13 protein-coding genes are annotated in these 15,619 nt (G+C 69.2%); 10 read left to right on the top strand and 3 right to left on the bottom strand.

The features are described 5' to 3' along the window. The first annotated feature begins 80 nt into the window (after nt 1–80). The 4 genes from MYSTI_RS32085 (at nt 81) to MYSTI_RS32070 (ending at nt 4,986) form a co-directional block, all read left to right on the top strand. Complete coding sequence (locus MYSTI_RS32085) at nt 81–1,076, top strand: NAD-dependent epimerase/dehydratase family protein (protein WP_015351986.1); 996 nt, start codon at nt 81–83, stop codon at nt 1,074–1,076. Nucleotides 1,077–1,136: 60 nt separating this feature from the next. After that, the gene (locus MYSTI_RS32080) at nt 1,137–1,991 is read left to right on the top strand and encodes a WGR domain-containing protein (RefSeq protein ID WP_015351985.1); all 855 of its coding nucleotides are present in this window, start codon (nt 1,137–1,139) and stop codon (nt 1,989–1,991) included. 55 nt (nt 1,992–2,046) lie between these two features. Next, the gene (locus tag MYSTI_RS32075; protein WP_233278026.1) at nt 2,047–3,228 is read left to right on the top strand and encodes a substrate-binding domain-containing protein; all 1,182 of its coding nucleotides are present in this window, start codon (nt 2,047–2,049) and stop codon (nt 3,226–3,228) included. Between the two features lie 93 nt (nt 3,229–3,321). Beyond that, nucleotides 3,322–4,986 (top strand): glycoside hydrolase family protein, encoded by a 1,665-nt coding sequence (locus tag MYSTI_RS32070; RefSeq protein ID WP_015351983.1) that lies wholly within the window; start codon nt 3,322–3,324, stop codon nt 4,984–4,986. Between the two features lie 74 nt (nt 4,987–5,060). Here MYSTI_RS32070 and MYSTI_RS43975 read toward each other — a convergent pair whose 3' ends face one another. Beyond that, nucleotides 5,061–5,837 carry a hypothetical protein gene (locus MYSTI_RS43975; protein WP_015351982.1) on the bottom strand — a complete coding sequence of 259 codons (777 nt, stop codon included), beginning with the start codon at nt 5,835–5,837 and terminating at the stop codon, nt 5,061–5,063. Nucleotides 5,838–6,093: 256 nt separating this feature from the next. Here MYSTI_RS43975 and MYSTI_RS32060 point away from each other — a divergent pair, with 256 nt between their 5' ends. The 4 genes from MYSTI_RS32060 to MYSTI_RS32045 are packed head-to-tail and all read left to right on the top strand — an operon-like array spanning nt 6,094 to nt 9,732. Then, on the top strand, nt 6,094–6,666 hold the full coding sequence (locus MYSTI_RS32060) for an RNA polymerase sigma factor (protein WP_015351981.1): 573 nt from the start codon (nt 6,094–6,096) through the stop codon (nt 6,664–6,666). A gap of 3 nt (nt 6,667–6,669) precedes the next feature. Next, nucleotides 6,670–7,452, top strand: a complete 783-nt coding sequence (locus MYSTI_RS42750) for a hypothetical protein (protein ID WP_015351980.1) — start codon at nt 6,670–6,672, stop codon at nt 7,450–7,452. Then, the gene (locus tag MYSTI_RS32050) at nt 7,439–9,121 is read left to right on the top strand and encodes a caspase family protein (RefSeq protein WP_015351979.1); all 1,683 of its coding nucleotides are present in this window, start codon (nt 7,439–7,441) and stop codon (nt 9,119–9,121) included. The genes MYSTI_RS42750 and MYSTI_RS32050 overlap by 14 nt, the downstream gene beginning before the upstream one ends. Continuing rightward, complete coding sequence (locus tag MYSTI_RS32045) at nt 9,121–9,732, top strand: hypothetical protein (protein WP_015351978.1); 612 nt, start codon at nt 9,121–9,123, stop codon at nt 9,730–9,732. The genes MYSTI_RS32050 and MYSTI_RS32045 overlap by 1 nt, the downstream gene beginning before the upstream one ends. A 17-nt stretch (nt 9,733–9,749) precedes the next feature. Here MYSTI_RS32045 and MYSTI_RS32040 read toward each other — a convergent pair whose 3' ends face one another. Next, the gene (locus MYSTI_RS32040) at nt 9,750–10,550 is read right to left on the bottom strand and encodes a M14 family metallopeptidase (protein WP_015351977.1); all 801 of its coding nucleotides are present in this window, start codon (nt 10,548–10,550) and stop codon (nt 9,750–9,752) included. Between the two features lie 96 nt (nt 10,551–10,646). Further along, on the bottom strand, nt 10,647–11,093 hold the full coding sequence (locus MYSTI_RS32035; RefSeq protein WP_015351976.1) for a Spy/CpxP family protein refolding chaperone: 447 nt from the start codon (nt 11,091–11,093) through the stop codon (nt 10,647–10,649). 209 nt (nt 11,094–11,302) lie between these two features. Between MYSTI_RS32035 and dnaE the strand changes: the two genes are divergently transcribed. Further along, complete coding sequence (dnaE, locus tag MYSTI_RS32030) at nt 11,303–14,854, top strand: DNA polymerase III subunit alpha (protein ID WP_015351975.1); 3,552 nt, start codon at nt 11,303–11,305, stop codon at nt 14,852–14,854. Nucleotides 14,855–14,916: 62 nt separating this feature from the next. Further along, nucleotides 14,917–15,609, top strand: a complete 693-nt coding sequence (gene sitA6 / locus MYSTI_RS32025; RefSeq protein ID WP_015351974.1) for a SitA6 family polymorphic toxin lipoprotein — start codon at nt 14,917–14,919, stop codon at nt 15,607–15,609. Nucleotides 15,610–15,619: the final 10 nt, after the last annotated feature.

Below are 15,619 nucleotides of genomic sequence, written 5' to 3'. Positions count from 1 at the left end.
CGGCCCAGGAGGCCCGGGTGGCTATCCGTCCGTGGCCCGGTGGTGGTAGGAGCCATGGACTTCATTGACAGGAGCAGTCCATGCGGGCGTTCGTCACCGGCGGTTCCGGTTTCGTGGGCAGGTATCTCCTCGCCGCGCTGAAGTCTCGAGGTGACCAGGCCCGCGCGCTGGCGCGCTCTCCGGCGGCGGTCGCCGCGGTGGCCGCCGCGGGCGCGGAGCCCTTCGAGGGCGACCTGTCCGACGTGGGCCTCCTGAAGGCCGGCATGGAGGGCTGCGACACCGTCTTCCACTCCGCCGCGCTGGTGAAGTCGTGGGCGCCGCGCTCCGAGTACTACGAGGCCAACGTCCGAGGCACGGAGCGGGTGCTGGAGGCCGCCCGCGCCGCGGGCGTGAAGCGGCTGGTGCACGTCGGCACGGAGGCGGTGCTGGCGGACGGCTCGCCCATGGTGAAGATGGACGAGACGCGGCCGCTCCCGGAGCGCCCCATCGGCGACTACCCCTCCACGAAGGGCGAGGCGGAGCGCCGGGTGCTCAGCGTGAACTCCGCCGACTTCACCACCGTGGTCGTGCGCCCCCGGCTCATCTGGGGACAGGGCGACACGTCGGTGCTCCCACAGCTCGTGGACGCGGTGCGCTCCAAGCGCTTCAAGTGGATTGACCAGGGCCGCTACCTCACGTCCACCTGCCACGTGGCCAACTGCGTGGAGGGCACGCTGCTGGCGGCGGACAAGGGCCGGGGCGGTCAGACGTACTTCCTCACTGACGGCGAGCCGGTGGTGTTCAGGGACTTCATCACCGCGATGCTCAAGACGCAGGGCGTGGACCCGGGCAACAGCTCCATCCCCTACGGACTGGCGGCCGTGGTGTCCATGGTGTCGGACCTGCTGTGGGGCACGCTGGGGCTGCCGGGCCGTCCCCCCATCAGCCGCACGGAGGTGCTGCTGATTGGACAGGAGGTGACGGTGAGCGACGCCAAGGCCCGGGACGAGCTGGGCTACGAGGCGCGGCTGCCGCGCGCCCTGGGGTTGAAGGAGATGGAAGCCGCTTTCCAGGAGCGGTCGTCACGCGCCGCATGAGGCGCGCGTGGGGTGGGTGCGATAGCCTGGGAGTCGGCCGACGCGCGAGGAGGCTGGGCCATGCGTAGATTTGAGTTCGTCGAGGGAACAAGCTCCAAGTTCTGGCAGCCCGAGGTTCAGGGCAACGTCTTCATCGTCACCTTCGGCCGCATCGGGACCGCGGGGCAGCGCAAGGAGAAGGGGTTCCCGGATGCCGCGGCGGCCCAGCGCGAGTACGAGAAGAAGGTCGCGGAGAAGGTGCGCGAGGGCTACGTCGAGGTGACGGATGGGGCCGCCGCGCCCGCGCCCGCCGCCGCGCCCGTCGCGCCGCCGAAGCCGCAGCTGCCCGGCCGCGTCCCCGCCGCCACCGTGACGCCGGAGTCGCTCAAGGCCGCCGCGGACGCGCTCGCGGGGCTGCGAGCCCGCCTGGGCTGGCGAAGCTGGGAGGTCACCTCCCGCGCCCGCAACGCACGCCGGGCGCTCAGGGCCCTGGGCGGTGTGGACCCGACCGCGCACGCGGAGCTGTCCAGCACCTTCGATGCGCTGATGGCGCGTGTCGTGGTCGCCCCCAAGGAAGGCCGGCTGCCGCTGCGCCACGCCCTGGGGCTGCTGAGCGAGCTGGACGTGGCCGCCTACTCGCGCGCGGTGGCGCTGTGGCGCAAGGCGTACGAGCCGGGGTCGCTGGCCGCGGTGAGCAGCGTCGAGTCGCTGGGCGTCCCCGAGCTCTCGCTCCGGCTGAGCCTGCTGCTCGCGGAGCGCCCGGGGATGAAGGGCAGCGCGTCGGAAGAGGGCTGGGCGAAGCGGTGGAGCGTGCTGCGCCCGCACGTCGAGGAGAAGCTGACCGAGTCGGGCGGCTCCTTGTCGGACTGGGTCAAGGGCGTCAACGCGGGAAGCGACACGCAACTGGCCGGTCGCCTCGCGCGTCTGGGGGCCTGAGTCCGTCCATGTCGAGAGGGGCCCACGCCGCAACATGACACCCAGGTTACTCATCGTGGTCGGACTCCTCGCCGCGTTTGGAGGAGTCCTCTACCTCTCCGCTCATCGAGCGCCCCGGTCGCCGGGAGGTCATGAAGCGGGCACGCCCTCGCAGCCGACTCCCTCGCGGCCCGGGGAGCGGGTGGACATCTCCTTCCTCTACAGCACGGAGAAGAAGGACTGGGTGGAGGCGGCGGCGAAGGACTTCCAGCGCGAGCATCCGCACATCCGCCTGTCGCTGGTGGGCAAGGGCTCGCTGGACGCGGCGCAAGCCATCCTGGATGGGCGTGAGCACCCGACGGTGTGGAGCCCCGCGGACAGCGCGGTGCTGCGCATGCTGGCCTCGGACTGGGCCACGGACACCTCGCATGCCCCGCTGTTCGCCGCCGAGGGAGACGACGCCCCGCGCCCGCTCGTGATCACGCCCCTGGTCTTCGCGGTGTGGGAGGACCGGGCGGAGGTGCTGCGCAAGGCCAGTGGTGGCGGCGCGGTGTCCTGGAAGGTGCTCCAGAAGGCGGTGACGAGTCCTCAGGGCTGGCCGGCCATCGGTGGCAAGCCGGAGTGGGGCTTCGTGAAGCTGGGCCACACGGACCCCACGCGCTCGAACTCCGGACTCCAGGCGCTGCTGCTGGCGACGCTGGAGTACTACGGCAAGCGCGGGGGGCTGACGGTGGAGGACCTGCTGGACCCTCGCTATCAGGAGTGGATGAAGTCGCTGGAGCGCGGCGTCACGCGCTTCGAGTCCTCCTCCGGCGCTTTCATGACGGACATGGTCCGCTTCGGTCCCTCCCGCTACGACATCGCGGTGGTGTACGAGAACCTGGCCATCTCCCACCTGTCCCACGCGCAGGGCCGGTGGGGTGACTTGCGGGTGTACTACCCGGCGCTGACGCTGTGGAGCGACCATCCCGCCGCGGTGCTCCAGGCCAGCTGGGTGACGCCCGCGCAGAAGGCCGCGGCGCGCGAGTGGCTGCGCTACCTGCGCAGCCGTCCGGTGCAGGAGCGGGCGCTGGCGTTCGGCTTCCGTCCGGCGGACCCGTCGGTGCCGCTGAAGAACGAGGACCCGGAGAATCCCTTCAACCGCCTGGCCTCGAAGGGCGTGCGGGTGGACGTGCCGCCGGTGGCGGAGGTCCCCGAGGGCCCCGTGGTCCGCGACCTGCTGACCCTGTGGTCTCGCGTGCTGGCGCCGGGCCGGTAGCGCCCCAGCGTCTCTTGTTGGACTGAGCCTCGAGGTCCCCTGGCCACCTCGCGCGTGCGTGGCCACCTTGGCGGCGAGCCAGGGAGGGACGCGATGCGGAAGTCGATGGGCGCACTGGGGTTGGCGGTGCTGTTGGTGGGGAGCACGGCCCACGCGTTCAGCGACGCGGAGGTGTCGCGGGTGGTGAGCTTCGCGCGCAACCAGCTTCGCAAGACGGCGACGGCCATGCCCGACGCGACGCGCTCACCGAAGGCCTCGCTGGCCAACGGGACGTGGACGACGGTGCCCAACACGGGCGCGACGGCGTGGACGCAGGGCTTCTTCCCCGGGAGCATGTGGATGCTCTACCAGGCGGGGCTGGAGCCCTCGTGGTCCAGCAAGGCCGACCGGTGGACGCGGCCCCTGGAGGTCCAGAAGACGAACCGCCAGACGCACGACCTGGGCTTCAAGATGTTCCTGAGCTACGGCGCCGCGTACCGCTTCACGGCGGACCCGTACTACCGCGACGTGCTGCTCGAGTCCGCCGAGTCGCTCGCGGCCCGCTACAACACCCGCGTCGGCATCATCGACTGCTGTGATTGGAACTCGGCGTGGGACGTGCCGCTCGTCACGGACACGATGATGAACCTGGAGCTCCTGCTCTGGGCCGCGGCGAACGGGGGGCGCACGGAGCTGCGGACCATGGCGCTCAATCATGCGCTCGTCACGCTGCGGGACGCGGTGCGGCCGGATGGCAGCTCGTTCCACTACGTGGACTACAACGGCGCGACGGGGGCCATCCGCTCCAAGGGGACGTTCCAGGGGTACTCGGCGAGCTCGACGTGGGCGCGAGGCCATGCGTGGCTCATCTACGGCTACACCCTGGTGTACCGGTACACGGGGGACGCGCGGATGCTGGAGGCCGCGCGCAAGGTGACGGACTGGTATCTGGCGCATGTGCCCGCGGACCAGGTGCCCAAGTGGGACTTCGATGCGCCGGGGACGCAGCGGGACTCCTCGGCGGCGGCCATCGTCGCCTCGGCGCTGCTGGAGCTGAGCGTGCTGGAGACGGACGCCGCGCGCCGCACGCGGTATCGCGACGCGGCGCTGCGCACGCTCGACACGCTGATGTCACCGGCGTACTTCGCCCAGGGCACGAACAGTCCGGGGCTCCTGCTGCATGGCGTGGGGCATCTCCCGGCGAACCAGGAGGTGGACGTCAGCCTCATCTACGGCGACTACTACTTCCTGGAGGCGGTGCTGCGCTTCAACGCGGACCCGCCGCTCCCCTGGTTCTCGAAGCTGGACTTCTTCGAGAGCCTGCACCTGTTGTCGTGTGGCAACACCGGCGTGCGCACCGTCGAGTTCGACGTGACACCGCTGGCCGCCCGACAGGATGGGACGGTGGGCTACGCGGACGGCGGCACGGTGGTGGCGGGGTATGCCGACTTGAACATGACGGTGCGGATGAACACCGACGGGTACTTCGACGTGCGCAACGGTGGAGGCTACGCGGCGCTCGTGCAGGTGCCGTATGTGAATGGCCAGACGTATCACGTGCGGCTCGTCACGGACCTGTCGGCGAAGCGCTACAGCGTGTGGGTCACTCCGCCCGGAGGCGGCGAGGTGCGCATCGCGAACCTGTTTGCATTCCGGACCGGCGCGCCGTTCATCGATGACCTGGGGAAGGTGTCCCTCCGCACGGCGCTGTCGGACAGCGACTTCCGCGTCACGGGCCACCAGGTGACGGTGGGCACGATGGGAACCCCGCGCGACTGACGCCCGGCAACGGACCACGGCCCGCCCCTCGCTCAGGAGAGGGGCGGGCCGTCGCCGCTGGGGGGGAGGGGAACTCAGTCGTCGTGGTCGCCGTCGTTGTTGTCGTCGTCGTCCTCGTCGCCGTCGTGGTCGTCGTCGTCGAAGGCGTCGATGGAGCGGCGCAGGTTGTTCTCGATGGTGGAGCGCGCGGACTCATTGCGCGGGTCGAGCCGCTGGCCCTTGTCGTCGACGAACCAGCCGCTCGGGTCGATGTTGATGGTGATGTTGGGCTCCTCGCCCTCCTTCACCTCGAAGCGGGCCTCGTGCTCCTGCTCCACGCGCACGCTGGAGACGAAGCTGAAGGGCTGCCCGTCGATGTGGCCGTCGATGATGACGGAGGCACCCAGCTGCGCCAGCTCCTTGAGCGCCGCGTCCTCGCCCGCCTGGGCGACGGTGAGCTTGCCGATGTCGAACTCGATTTCGTCGAAGACGCCGGGCGTCACTTCGATGTTGCCCACGCGGACGACCTTGCCGTTCAGGTCCTCGGCCGACAGGTCGATGAGGAAGGGGCCGATCTCCTGCTCGTCGTCATCCTGGCGCGAGTTGCCCGGCGTGAGGTCGTCATCCGAGCCGCCCGTCTGGCCGTCATCATCGTCGTCGCCCTCGAGCTCCAGCTCCAGCTCGCGCACGGACAGACGGACGCGCTCGATGGTGATGCCATTGCCCGTCTCCGCCTGCTGCTCGACCTTGCCGGCGACGGCCTGGGCGCCCTTCGCGGAACCCACACGCGTGCTCAGCCCGACCTTGACGGATTCGTCGCTGCCGCAAGCCGCGAGCAACATGATGGACGCGCACAATCCGATGAGTCGCATACCTTCTATCTCCTGGTATCGGGGAGGTGCCGCGCGGTGTCTCCGGCCTGGGGCCGCGCGAAATTCCCCGGTTTGGAAATGAAGGAGCACCGGGGCGCTAATCGGCCACATCGCCCTGTATGCACCGGGTGCTTTTCAGAGGGCCCGTGGCCGATAGAGAGCTCGTGACTCCTTCACAGGTGACAGGTAGTGACTGGGGAGACATGGCTTGTGCTAGCGCCTCGAGAATGGAGTGGTGCCGGGTGGGAGGCGTCCCGTGACGGAGGACGAGATCGCCACCTGCATCCAACGGGCGTCCCGAGGCGCGCAGGATGCGCACCGGGAGCTGTACCAGCGCTTCCATGGGTCCGTGCGCAGGGTCGCGTTGGGCTACTCCGGCTTGGGGCCCGCGGAAGTGGAGGACGTGGTCCAGGAGACCTTCGTCCGCGCCTTCCGGGAGCTGCCTCGGCTCCAGCATCCGCGTGCGTTCGGGAGCTGGCTGGTGACGATCGCGCGGCACCATGCGCAGGCGCTCAGCCGAGGCGCGAAGGTGCGCGGGCGCGCGGCGGAGGACCTGGCGCTGGAGCTGGAGTCGACCACGCCCGCGATTCCTCCCTCGCTCGAGTTGGAGCGGCGCGTGGCGGTGGTGCGCGAGCTCATCGAGGGACTCCCGGAGGGCCCCGAGAAGGAGACGGTGCGCCTCTTCTATCTGGAGGGCGAGCTGAGCGCGCGGGAGATCGCGGAGCAGCTGGGGCTGGGCAAGAGCGCGGTGACGATGCGCCTGGAGCGCTTTCGCGCGCGGGTGAAGCGTGAGTTGCTGTCGCGGCTGCTGGCCGCGGGAGTGGGGTGAGCCATGAGCGACGCGAGCAGACATCTGGATGCGCGCAGCTGGCGCGCCCTGCGGGAGAAGTCCCCGGACGAGGTGGCGTACTTCGCCGACCACCTCTCCCGGCCCTGTGACGTGTGTGAGGCGTTCCTCGAGAACCCGGATGCCGAAGATGCGCTGGGCCTGGACGCGATGACGGACGAGGCGCTGGGCGCCATGTCCGCGCCGCGAGAGGACGCGATGGGCTGGGCGCGCCTGCGCCGTCGCATGAGCACGTCGCCTCGCCGCGTGTGGCTCTCCGGCGCGGTGGCGGTGGCGGTGGCGGCGGTGGTGGCCTTCGCGGTGAACCCCGCGCTGCTGACGGGGGGGAGGAGCGACTCAGCGTGGCGAGTGAAGGGGGGCGTGCCCCTGTCGCTGGAGCTGACGGCCGTCGCGCGTCTTCCGGATGGGAGCCTGCGCGCGGTGCCCGATGATGCGGCGGTGCCCGATGATGCGGTGGTGCTGGTGCGCTACCACTGCAGCGAGGTCTCCGACGCGTTGCTCGTGCTCGAGACGCCCGAGGGCGGCGCGCAGGTGCTGGGCGGCTACACGCTGGAGGCCGGCACGCATGACCTGAAGGAGGGAGGCGAGCTGGCGGGTGTCTCCCTGGAGGGCGAGCGAGGCCCCAGGGTGTTGGTGCTCGCGGCCTGGCCTCATGGGCCTCACTCCGAGGCCGCGCGAGACGCGGCGCTCGCCCAGCGCAGGGTGCCCGAGGAGGCGACCCTGGCCCGGCTCCGGCTCCGCGTGGAGCCGGGGTATGCTGCCCCCTGAGCGTGTGTTCGTGAATCGTCCGGGACTCCACATCGTTCTGGGGCTCTGCCTCCTCTCCGCCTGCGCTGCGACGAGCACGGGCGAGAAGGGCCGGACGGTGCGCGTGCGCCTGGACTCCGCGCAGCTCGCGTCGGCGCACGAGGGGGAGCGGCACGCGCTGCTCATCGGCGTCAGCCAGTACGACGACGCGTCGTGGAACGACCTGCGCTTTCCGGGCAAGGACGCGGAGGACTTGGGGCGCGCGCTGGCGGACCCTCGGCGAGGTGGCTTCCGCTCGGTGACGGTGCTGAACCGGCCGGAGCAGACGACTCGCGCGGCGGTGCTGGAGGCGCTGCGTGCGCTGGCGGCGAAGCCCTGGCGGCCCAAGGACGTGGTGGTCATCTACGTGTCCGGGCACGGCACGCTCGCGCGCGACAGCCGCGGGGACCTGCAGCGCTACCTGGTGATGCGCGACACGCGCTTCCGCGACGTGCAGGGCACGGGGCTGGAGATGGCGGCGCTGGAGCGGGAGCTGGAGGCACTGGGCTCGCGTCGGCGCGTGCTGGTGCTCGCCACCTGCCACAGCGGCACGGGCAAGTCGCTGCTGCCTCCGTCGGTGCTCGATGAGCTGGAGCGCACCAAGGCCGCGTTCCTCCCCCGCCCGCTGGAGGAGGAGAGCCGCGCGTCGCTCGTGCTGTCGGCCAGCGACTGGGGCGAGGCGGCGCGCGAGGACGACGCGCTGGGCAACGACATCTACACGCACTTCTTCGTGGAGGCGCTCGACGGGCGGGGAGACCGCAACGCAGACGGCGCCGTGAGCGCGACCGAGGCCCACGACTGGGCGCGCCGCCACACGTGGACCTATACGCAGGGCCGTCAGCGCCCGAGCGTGCGGATGACGGAAGTGGGCGCGGACCCGGTGCTGCTCTCCGGCGCGCTGACGCAGGCGGGGCAGCCGGAGGTCTTCTCGTACAGTCCTCGCCTGGAGGGCTTCACGCTCAAGGTGGACGGCGTCGACGCGGGCGAGTTGCCCGGAGGCGTCGCGCTCCCCGAGGGCAAGCGGAAGCTGGGACTCCACAAGGGCGGACAGACGCTGTGGGAGGACACCGTCGCGCTGCGCTCCGGCGAGCGGCGCGCGCTGGAGGCGCTCCTGCGGGAGTTCGTGGAGGGCCGCAGGCGCACCGTGACGTTGGAGGCGGGCCTGCTCGGCTTCCTCGACGCGCGCAGTCGGCGCGAGGTGTTGCCCTCCACGATGCTGGTGGGCGCGGGGCTCCGCCTGGACGGCCTGCTCCTGGAGCAGCGGCTGGACGTGGGCGTGGACCTGTCCGTGGGGCAGGGGCACCAGTCGCTGCGGCTGGACGTGGGCGGGACGGTGCCGGTGCGCCACCGGGCGGTGATGTTGGGTGTGACGGTGGGGCCTTCGTGGGAGTGGGGACGGCTGAGGGTCTCCACCGGGCCGCGTGTGGCCGCCTTGTGGTTGCAGCGCTCCTTCCAGCTGGACCTGTTGAACCGGGACGAGAGCTACCTCACGGTGTGGCCCGGTTGGATGGCGGGAGTGTCATGGCGGCTGGGCACCCGGTGGGTACTGGAAGCGAAGGGACAGCTCCTCTGGGCCTATGTCCCCATGGACGGCCGCACGCGTGCGGTGGGCTTCGGCGGCCTGTTGCTGGGCGGAGGATATCGCTTCTGATGCATGCACCCAGACACCTGTGGCTCCTGGCGCTCGGGGGGCTGTCGTTCGCCGCGGCGTGTGGTGGCTTCAACAACGGGCCGCTCGAGGAGGGCACCGTGCGAGGCCGCCTCGTCGGCGCCGATGCCCGTGTCGCGAAGGTGAACGTGTTCGGTCTGCCGAGCATGCGCGCGACGGTGGCCCAGGACGGACGCTTCGAGCTGCACGGCGTGCCCGCCACCTCCGTGGAGTTGTTCATGGTGGCGTCGAGCACCCGGGCGGCGCGGACGAAGGTGGTGGCGCAAGGCGCCCGCATCACGGACCTGGGCGACATCGTCGCGCCCCTGGGCTCCTTCATCACCGTGCGCCTGCGGGACAGCGGCGGCAACGTGCCCAAGGAGGGCGAGGTGGAGGTGGAGGGCACCGCGTTCGACGACCTCCTCACGGACGCGTCGACGGGCGAGGTGCGCGTGGGCCCCCTGGCCCAGGGCTGTTACTGGTTCGAGGCCAAGGCGGACAAGCTCGCGGAGGTGGAGCAGGAGGTCTGCGTCGGCGTCGGCGAGGAGCGGGTGCACGACATCGTGCTGCGCGACGACGATGACGACGACGGGGGCGTCGACGACGACGGGTGAGCCCCGGCCGTGCGTCGTCAGCGCTTGCCGCGCGCCGCCAGGTCGATGAAGCCTCGGACCCAGAGGAGGTTCACCGCGTCGCAGCTCTCCTGGGACGTGGGCGTGGTGGTCTCCAGCGCGGCGGTGTAGGGCACGCCCTGGCGCATGTACCAGTCGGTGACGCTGCCATCGTGGTACTCGATGAGGCCGTCCGGGTCGGTGATGTTGTGGTCGTCGACCTTCTGGTTGCGTATCACCGTGACGTGCCGGGTCGCGGCGTCCATGAAGGGCCGATAAGCCGACTTGTCCCCGAAGGTGTACGCATACGTCGCGGTGCCGCCCAGGTAGTTGTCCTGGTGGATGTCCAGCGCGGCGTCGGGAGGCCGGAAGCGCGCCAGGTCGGAGCGCACCGCGCGCGTCTCCTTGGGCCCGCCGTCATAGAGGGCCCAGCGCAGGTGGTCCTGGCCCTCGTTGAGCTCGCCGCGCCACTCACCGGGGGCGACCTCGTAGCGGAGGAAGTCGTTGTTGGGCTTCTCCCCGCTGCGGTTGTAGCGGGTGCCATCCTCGAAGCCCGAGGGGTTGATGCACGGATACACACGCAGCCCCACGCCGCGCTGCTTCGCGTACGCGACGACGTCGGGCAGGTGCGTGGCCAGCGTGATGGGGCCCGCGGGCTCCTCACCGTGGAAGCCGGAGGTGATGACCAGCCAACGCTCTCCCGGCACGGTGAGACGGAAGAGGGGGTAGGGCTGGCCCCCCTCGAGCACCTGGCCGTACTCGGCCAGTTCGCCAAGGCTTTCATGGGAGCGGATGAGTCGGGCGTAGTCGCTGTATCTCACCCCCCCAAACTATGCGTGCCCTCCTCGGATGCCTACCCATTCCCACCCGGGAGTAGGGGTAGGCGTTGAGTGGGGGACGCGCTCATGCGGGGCCTCTCACTCCAGGCCCATGCGCTCCTTGTACTCGGAGGCCAGCGTCTTGCGCTGCTCGGGCGTCAGCGTGCCGTGGACCTCCAGCACGGCGTCCGTCGCCTTGTGGGCGAACGCACGCAGCGCCTCGATGCGCGCATCCACCAGCGCGTGGAGGGCCTGCGCGTCCGGCGTGTCGGACTCGAGCTGCGTGACGACCTCCGAGCGCGTCGCGTGCTGCTCCTGAGCCAGCTGCACGCCCTCCGTGAAGAGGCGGTCCTTCACGGCGTGGATGGACTCGCGCTGCGCGTCCGTCGCGTCGAGGTCCTCCAGCTTGTCGTCGAGCTTCCACGTCACCACCTGCTTGATGCGCTCGGGGTTGGGGCAAGGGCCATGGCCTCCGCGGAAGGCGAAGCCACTGAGCAGGACGACGGCGACGACGGCGGAACCAGCGATGGCGAGCTTCTTCTTCATGGGGCTTTCTCCGAATCGGGCCCCGAACTGGGGCGCCTGGGACTCGCCACGGGGGCGATGTTCCCCTTTGTGCCCGCCGGTGATTTCGCGGGTTTGTACCCGTGGTGAAGAAGTGTGAAGCCCCGAGGTGAGGACGGCCGCTGTCCCTTCGGCGGAACGGCTCACACTGGACTGGCGAGCAGGGCTTGAGGGCCACATACTCGGTCACCATGTCCTTTACCCACCTGCACCTTCACACCCTCTATTCCCTGCTCGACGGGGCCATCCGGATGAAGGACCTCATCAAGACGGTGAAGGAGAAGGGGATGACGAGTGTCGCCGTGACGGACCACGGCAACATGTTCGGCGCCATCGACTTCTACAAGAAGGCGAAGGACGCGGGCATCAAGCCCATCCTCGGCATGGAGGCGTACGTCGCGGGGCCCAAGGGGCGTGAGGACCGCTCCGAGAAGGTCTCCCACCACCTCATCCTGGTGGCGAAGAACGCGGAGGGCTACGCCAACCTGCGCTACCTCTCGTCGATGGCGTACATGCAGGGCTTCTACTACCACCCGCGCATCGACAAGAAGGTGCTCGCCGAGCACAGCAAGGGCCTCTTCGCGCTCACCGCCTGCCTGGGTGGCGAGGTGACGAGCGCCTGCTTCCGCGGCGACATGGACCACGCCCGCCGCGCGGCCCAGGAGTACAAGGACATCTTCGACCCCGGGCACTTCTTCCTGGAGGTGCAGTCCAACGGGATGCCGGAGCAGGACAAGGCGAACGAGAACCTGATGCAGCTGTCGCGGGACTTGGACATCCCGCTGTGCGCCACGGCGGACGCGCACTACATCAAGCGCGAGGACGCGCGCGCGCACGAGCTGCTCATGTGCATCGCCAGCGGCAAGACGCTGGCGGACAACAAGCGCCTGAAGCACGCCACGGACAAGCTCTACGTCACCAGCCCCACGGAGATGCTGGAGTTCTTCAAGGACACGCCCGAGGCGGTCCACAACACCCAGCGCATCGCGGAGCAGTGCAACCTGGAGCTGAAGCTGGGCAAGCCCATGCTTCCCACCTTCAAGGTGCCCGACAGCCACACGCCGGACAGCTTCATGTCGGAGCTGGCCTACGAGGGGCTTCGCGAGCGCTTCATCGAGCTCGGGGCCACCGTCACCTATCCCATCGACCGCGAGGTGTACCAGGCGCGCCTGACGCTGGAGCTGGGCGTCATCCAGAAGATGGGGTTCAGCGGCTACTTCCTCATCGTCCAGGACTTCATCAACTGGGCGAAGAAGATGGGCATCCCCGTGGGCCCGGGCCGTGGCTCCGGCGCCGGCAGCCTGGTGGCGTACGCGCTGCGAATCACGGACGTGGACCCCATCCCGTACAACCTCCTCTTCGAGCGCTTCCTGAATCCGGAGCGCGTGTCGATGCCCGACTTCGATATCGACTTCTGCCAGGACCGGCGGGACGAGGTCATCCAGTACGTGGGCCGCAAGTACGGCGAGATGAACGTGGGGCAGATCATCACGTTCGGCTCGCTGAAGGCCAAGAGCGTGCTGCGCGACGTGTGCCGCGTGTTCGCGCTGCCGTTCAGCGAAGGCGACCGCATCGCGAAGCTGGTGCCGGAGGTGCTCAACATCACCTTGAAGGAGGCCATCGAGATGGAGCCTCGCCTCAAGGAGATGATGGAGAAGCCGTCCAACATCGGCGACGTGGAGGGCAAGCCCGTCACCACGAAGGACGTGCTCGAAATCGCGCTGGCGCTGGAGGGGTTGCACCGTCAGCCGGGCATGCACGCGGCCGGTGTCGTGATTGCAGACAAGCCGCTGTGGGAGTTCGTGCCCGTCTACCAGCCGCCGGGTGAGAAGACGCTCATCACCCAGTTCGCGAAGGACGAGGTGGAGGCGGCGGGCCTGGTGAAGTTCGACTTCCTCGGCCTGAAGACGCTCACGGTGATTCAGCACGGGCTGGATCTGGTGAAGCGCAACCACGGCAAGGACATCCCGCGGCACGAGATTCCGCTGAACGACGACAAGGTCTGGGAGCTGATGGCCAAGGGCGACACGGCCGGCGTCTTCCAGATGGAGTCGAGTGGCTTCACGGAAATGGTCGTGAAGCTCAAGCCGTCCTGCTTCGAAGACGTCATCGCCGCCGGCGCGCTCTACCGCCCGGGTCCGCTGGACTCCGGCATGGTGGACGTGTTCATCAACCGCAAGCACGGGCGCGAGAAGGTGTCGTATCCGCACCCCGCGCTGGAGCCGGTGCTCAAGGACACGTACGGCGTCATCGTGTACCAGGAGCAGGTGATGCAGATTTCGCAGGTCCTGGGGGGCTACACCCTGGGCCGCGCAGACCTGCTTCGCCGCGCGATGGGCAAGAAGAAGGCCGAGGTCATGCAGGCCGAGCGGGCCGGCTTCCTCGAGGGCTGCGCGAAGAACAACGTCGACCTGAAGGTCGCCGGTGAAATCTTCGACTTGATGGAGAAGTTCGCGGAGTACGGCTTCAACAAGAGCCACTCGGCGGCGTACGGCCTGGTCACGATTCACACGGCCTGGCTGAAGGCGCATTACCCGTGCGAGTTCATGGCGGCCCTTCTCTCCAGCGAGAAGGACAACACGGACAAGGTGGTGAAGCACATCGGTGAGGCGCGCGAGTCGGGCCTCCAGGTGTTGCCGCCGGACGTGAATCAGTCGGACCTGCAGTTCGGCGCGGTGGACGGGAAGATTCGCTTCGGGTTGGGCGGCATCAAGGGCGTGGGTGAGGGCGCCATCGAGTCCATCCTGGATGCGCGCAAGGACGGACACTTCAAGAGCCTGTTCGACTTCTGCGAGCGGGTGGACAGCCGCCGGGTGAACCGGAAGGTGTTGGAAGCGCTGGTGAAGGCGGGCTCGTTCGACTTCGAGAAGCGGCCGCGCCGGCAGATTTTCGACACCATCGAGAAGGCGATGAACCGGGGCTCGGCCAGCCAGAAGGACAAGGCGGCGGGGCAGAGCTCGTTGTTCGGGATGTTGGCGGGTCCGGCGGCGGGTGGGGCGGGGCTGAAGGACGACTACGTCGTGGTGGAGGAGTGGTCGGAGAAGGAGCGGCTGGCGCTGGAGAAGGAGGCCATCGGCTTCTACGTGTCCGGCCATCCGCTGCATCAGTACGACAAGGAGCTCAAGCGCTACGCGAAGCCGATTACGGCGGTGCAGCGTGCGCGCAAGGACGACAAGCTCACGGTGGCGGGGGTCGTCACGGTGTTGCGCGAGCGGCCCACGAAGACGGGCAAGCGCATGGCGTGGGTGACGATCGAAGACCTGTCGGGCTCCATCGAGCTGGTGTGCTTCCCGGGCAAGGAGGGGACGCGCAGCGTGATGGGGGCGAACGGGAAGTGGACGAAGCAGGGGCCCAAGCCGGGGTTCGAGAACTGGGAGCACCTGCTGAAGTCGGACGACCCGATTCTGGTGACGGGGACGGTGCAGATCAGCCAGCGCGACGAGGACTCGCCCACGCCGGAGCTCATCGTGGACGACATCCAGAGCCTGAAGGAGGTGCGCGAGAAGCGCACGAAGCGGCTGGAGCTGCGCGTGCCAGCGGACCTCTTGACGGAGGACCGGGTGGCGAAGCTGAACGAGCTGGCGAAGAAGTACGCGGGGGCCACGCCCGTGGCGGTCAGCGTGCTGTTCCCCGGCGAGGCCGAGGCGCTCATTGGAAACACCTCCATCAAGGTGCAGGTGCATGACGACCTGCTGCTCGCGGTGGACCGCCTGTTCGGCATGAAGGTGGTGGAGTTCGGCTGACCCAGGCGCGGGCCTGGTGAAGTGAGCCCCGGGGAGCGCTCTCCGGGGCTACAGTCCGCGGCATGCCACTGCGTGGGTGTCTGCTCCTCGCTGTTCTGCTGTGGGGCTGTGCTTCCCCAGTGCACGTGCGGGGCGAGTCCCTGGCTGTTGGTTCATGCGAGTACGCGGATGAAGGGGAGTGTGTCGTCCTCGCGTGTGATGGGGGCGACTGCGGCCTGTTCGGCTGCGAGGATGTGGAGCCAGAGGCGCTGACGTCCGCGCCGGTGGTGCCCCGGGTCGAGCACGTCCGGGCCATGCGTCCTCCTCCGCGAGCGCCACCTGCCTTTCGGAACTGGAGGAGCATGGGCATCCGAGGCGGTGCCCGGCCTCGGATGACGTTCCACTTCCGCTATCGGGAGGGCTTCGTTCCCGCGCTGCCTCGCGAACCTGGGAAGCTGGTGCATCACCACCTGTTTCCGCAGCAGCCAGAGCTTGCGCGATGGTTCCGGGCCAACGGAGTGGACATCCACAAGTTCACCCTGCTCATCCCCGAGCACATCCACCGGCAGCTCCACAGTGGCACCGGGCGCGGCGGTTTGTGGAACCAGGCATGGCGCGACTATCGGGACAGCAAGCAGGGTGGGTTCGTCTCGCGCGAGGAGCTTCACCGAAAGGCCGTCGAGCTCATCTTCCGCTTCGAGCTGACAGGGCCGGTGGTGCCCTACAATGCGCCGCTGGCGCCGTTCAATGCGATGCCGCAGCTTCGTGCCCCCTGAGAGGGGCGTG

The sequence above is a fragment of the Myxococcus stipitatus DSM 14675 genome, from assembly GCF_000331735.1.
Lineage (GTDB): Bacteria > Myxococcota > Myxococcia > Myxococcales > Myxococcaceae > Myxococcus > Myxococcus stipitatus.
This window is presented reverse-complemented; position numbering and strand designations above follow the sequence as displayed.

What these genes read in the sequence shown, in the direction of transcription:
- MYSTI_RS32085 (WP_015351986.1), top strand. Translation starts at nt 81, where the DNA reads ATGCGGGCGTTCGTCACCGGCGGTTCCGGTTTCGTGGGCAGGTATCTC.
- MYSTI_RS32080 (WP_015351985.1), top strand. Translation starts at nt 1,137, where the DNA reads ATGCGTAGATTTGAGTTCGTCGAGGGAACAAGCTCCAAGTTCTGGCAG.
- MYSTI_RS32070 (WP_015351983.1), top strand. Translation starts at nt 3,322, where the DNA reads ATGCGGAAGTCGATGGGCGCACTGGGGTTGGCGGTGCTGTTGGTGGGG.
- MYSTI_RS43975 (WP_015351982.1), bottom strand. Translation starts at nt 5,837, where the DNA reads ATGCGACTCATCGGATTGTGCGCGTCCATCATGTTGCTCGCGGCTTGC.
- MYSTI_RS42750 (WP_015351980.1), top strand. Translation starts at nt 6,670, where the DNA reads ATGAGCGACGCGAGCAGACATCTGGATGCGCGCAGCTGGCGCGCCCTG.
- MYSTI_RS32050 (WP_015351979.1), top strand. Translation starts at nt 7,439, where the DNA reads ATGCTGCCCCCTGAGCGTGTGTTCGTGAATCGTCCGGGACTCCACATC.
- MYSTI_RS32045 (WP_015351978.1), top strand. Translation starts at nt 9,121, where the DNA reads ATGCATGCACCCAGACACCTGTGGCTCCTGGCGCTCGGGGGGCTGTCG.
- MYSTI_RS32035 (WP_015351976.1), bottom strand. Translation starts at nt 11,093, where the DNA reads ATGAAGAAGAAGCTCGCCATCGCTGGTTCCGCCGTCGTCGCCGTCGTC.
- dnaE (WP_015351975.1), top strand. Translation starts at nt 11,303, where the DNA reads ATGTCCTTTACCCACCTGCACCTTCACACCCTCTATTCCCTGCTCGAC.
- sitA6 (WP_015351974.1), top strand. Translation starts at nt 14,917, where the DNA reads ATGCCACTGCGTGGGTGTCTGCTCCTCGCTGTTCTGCTGTGGGGCTGT.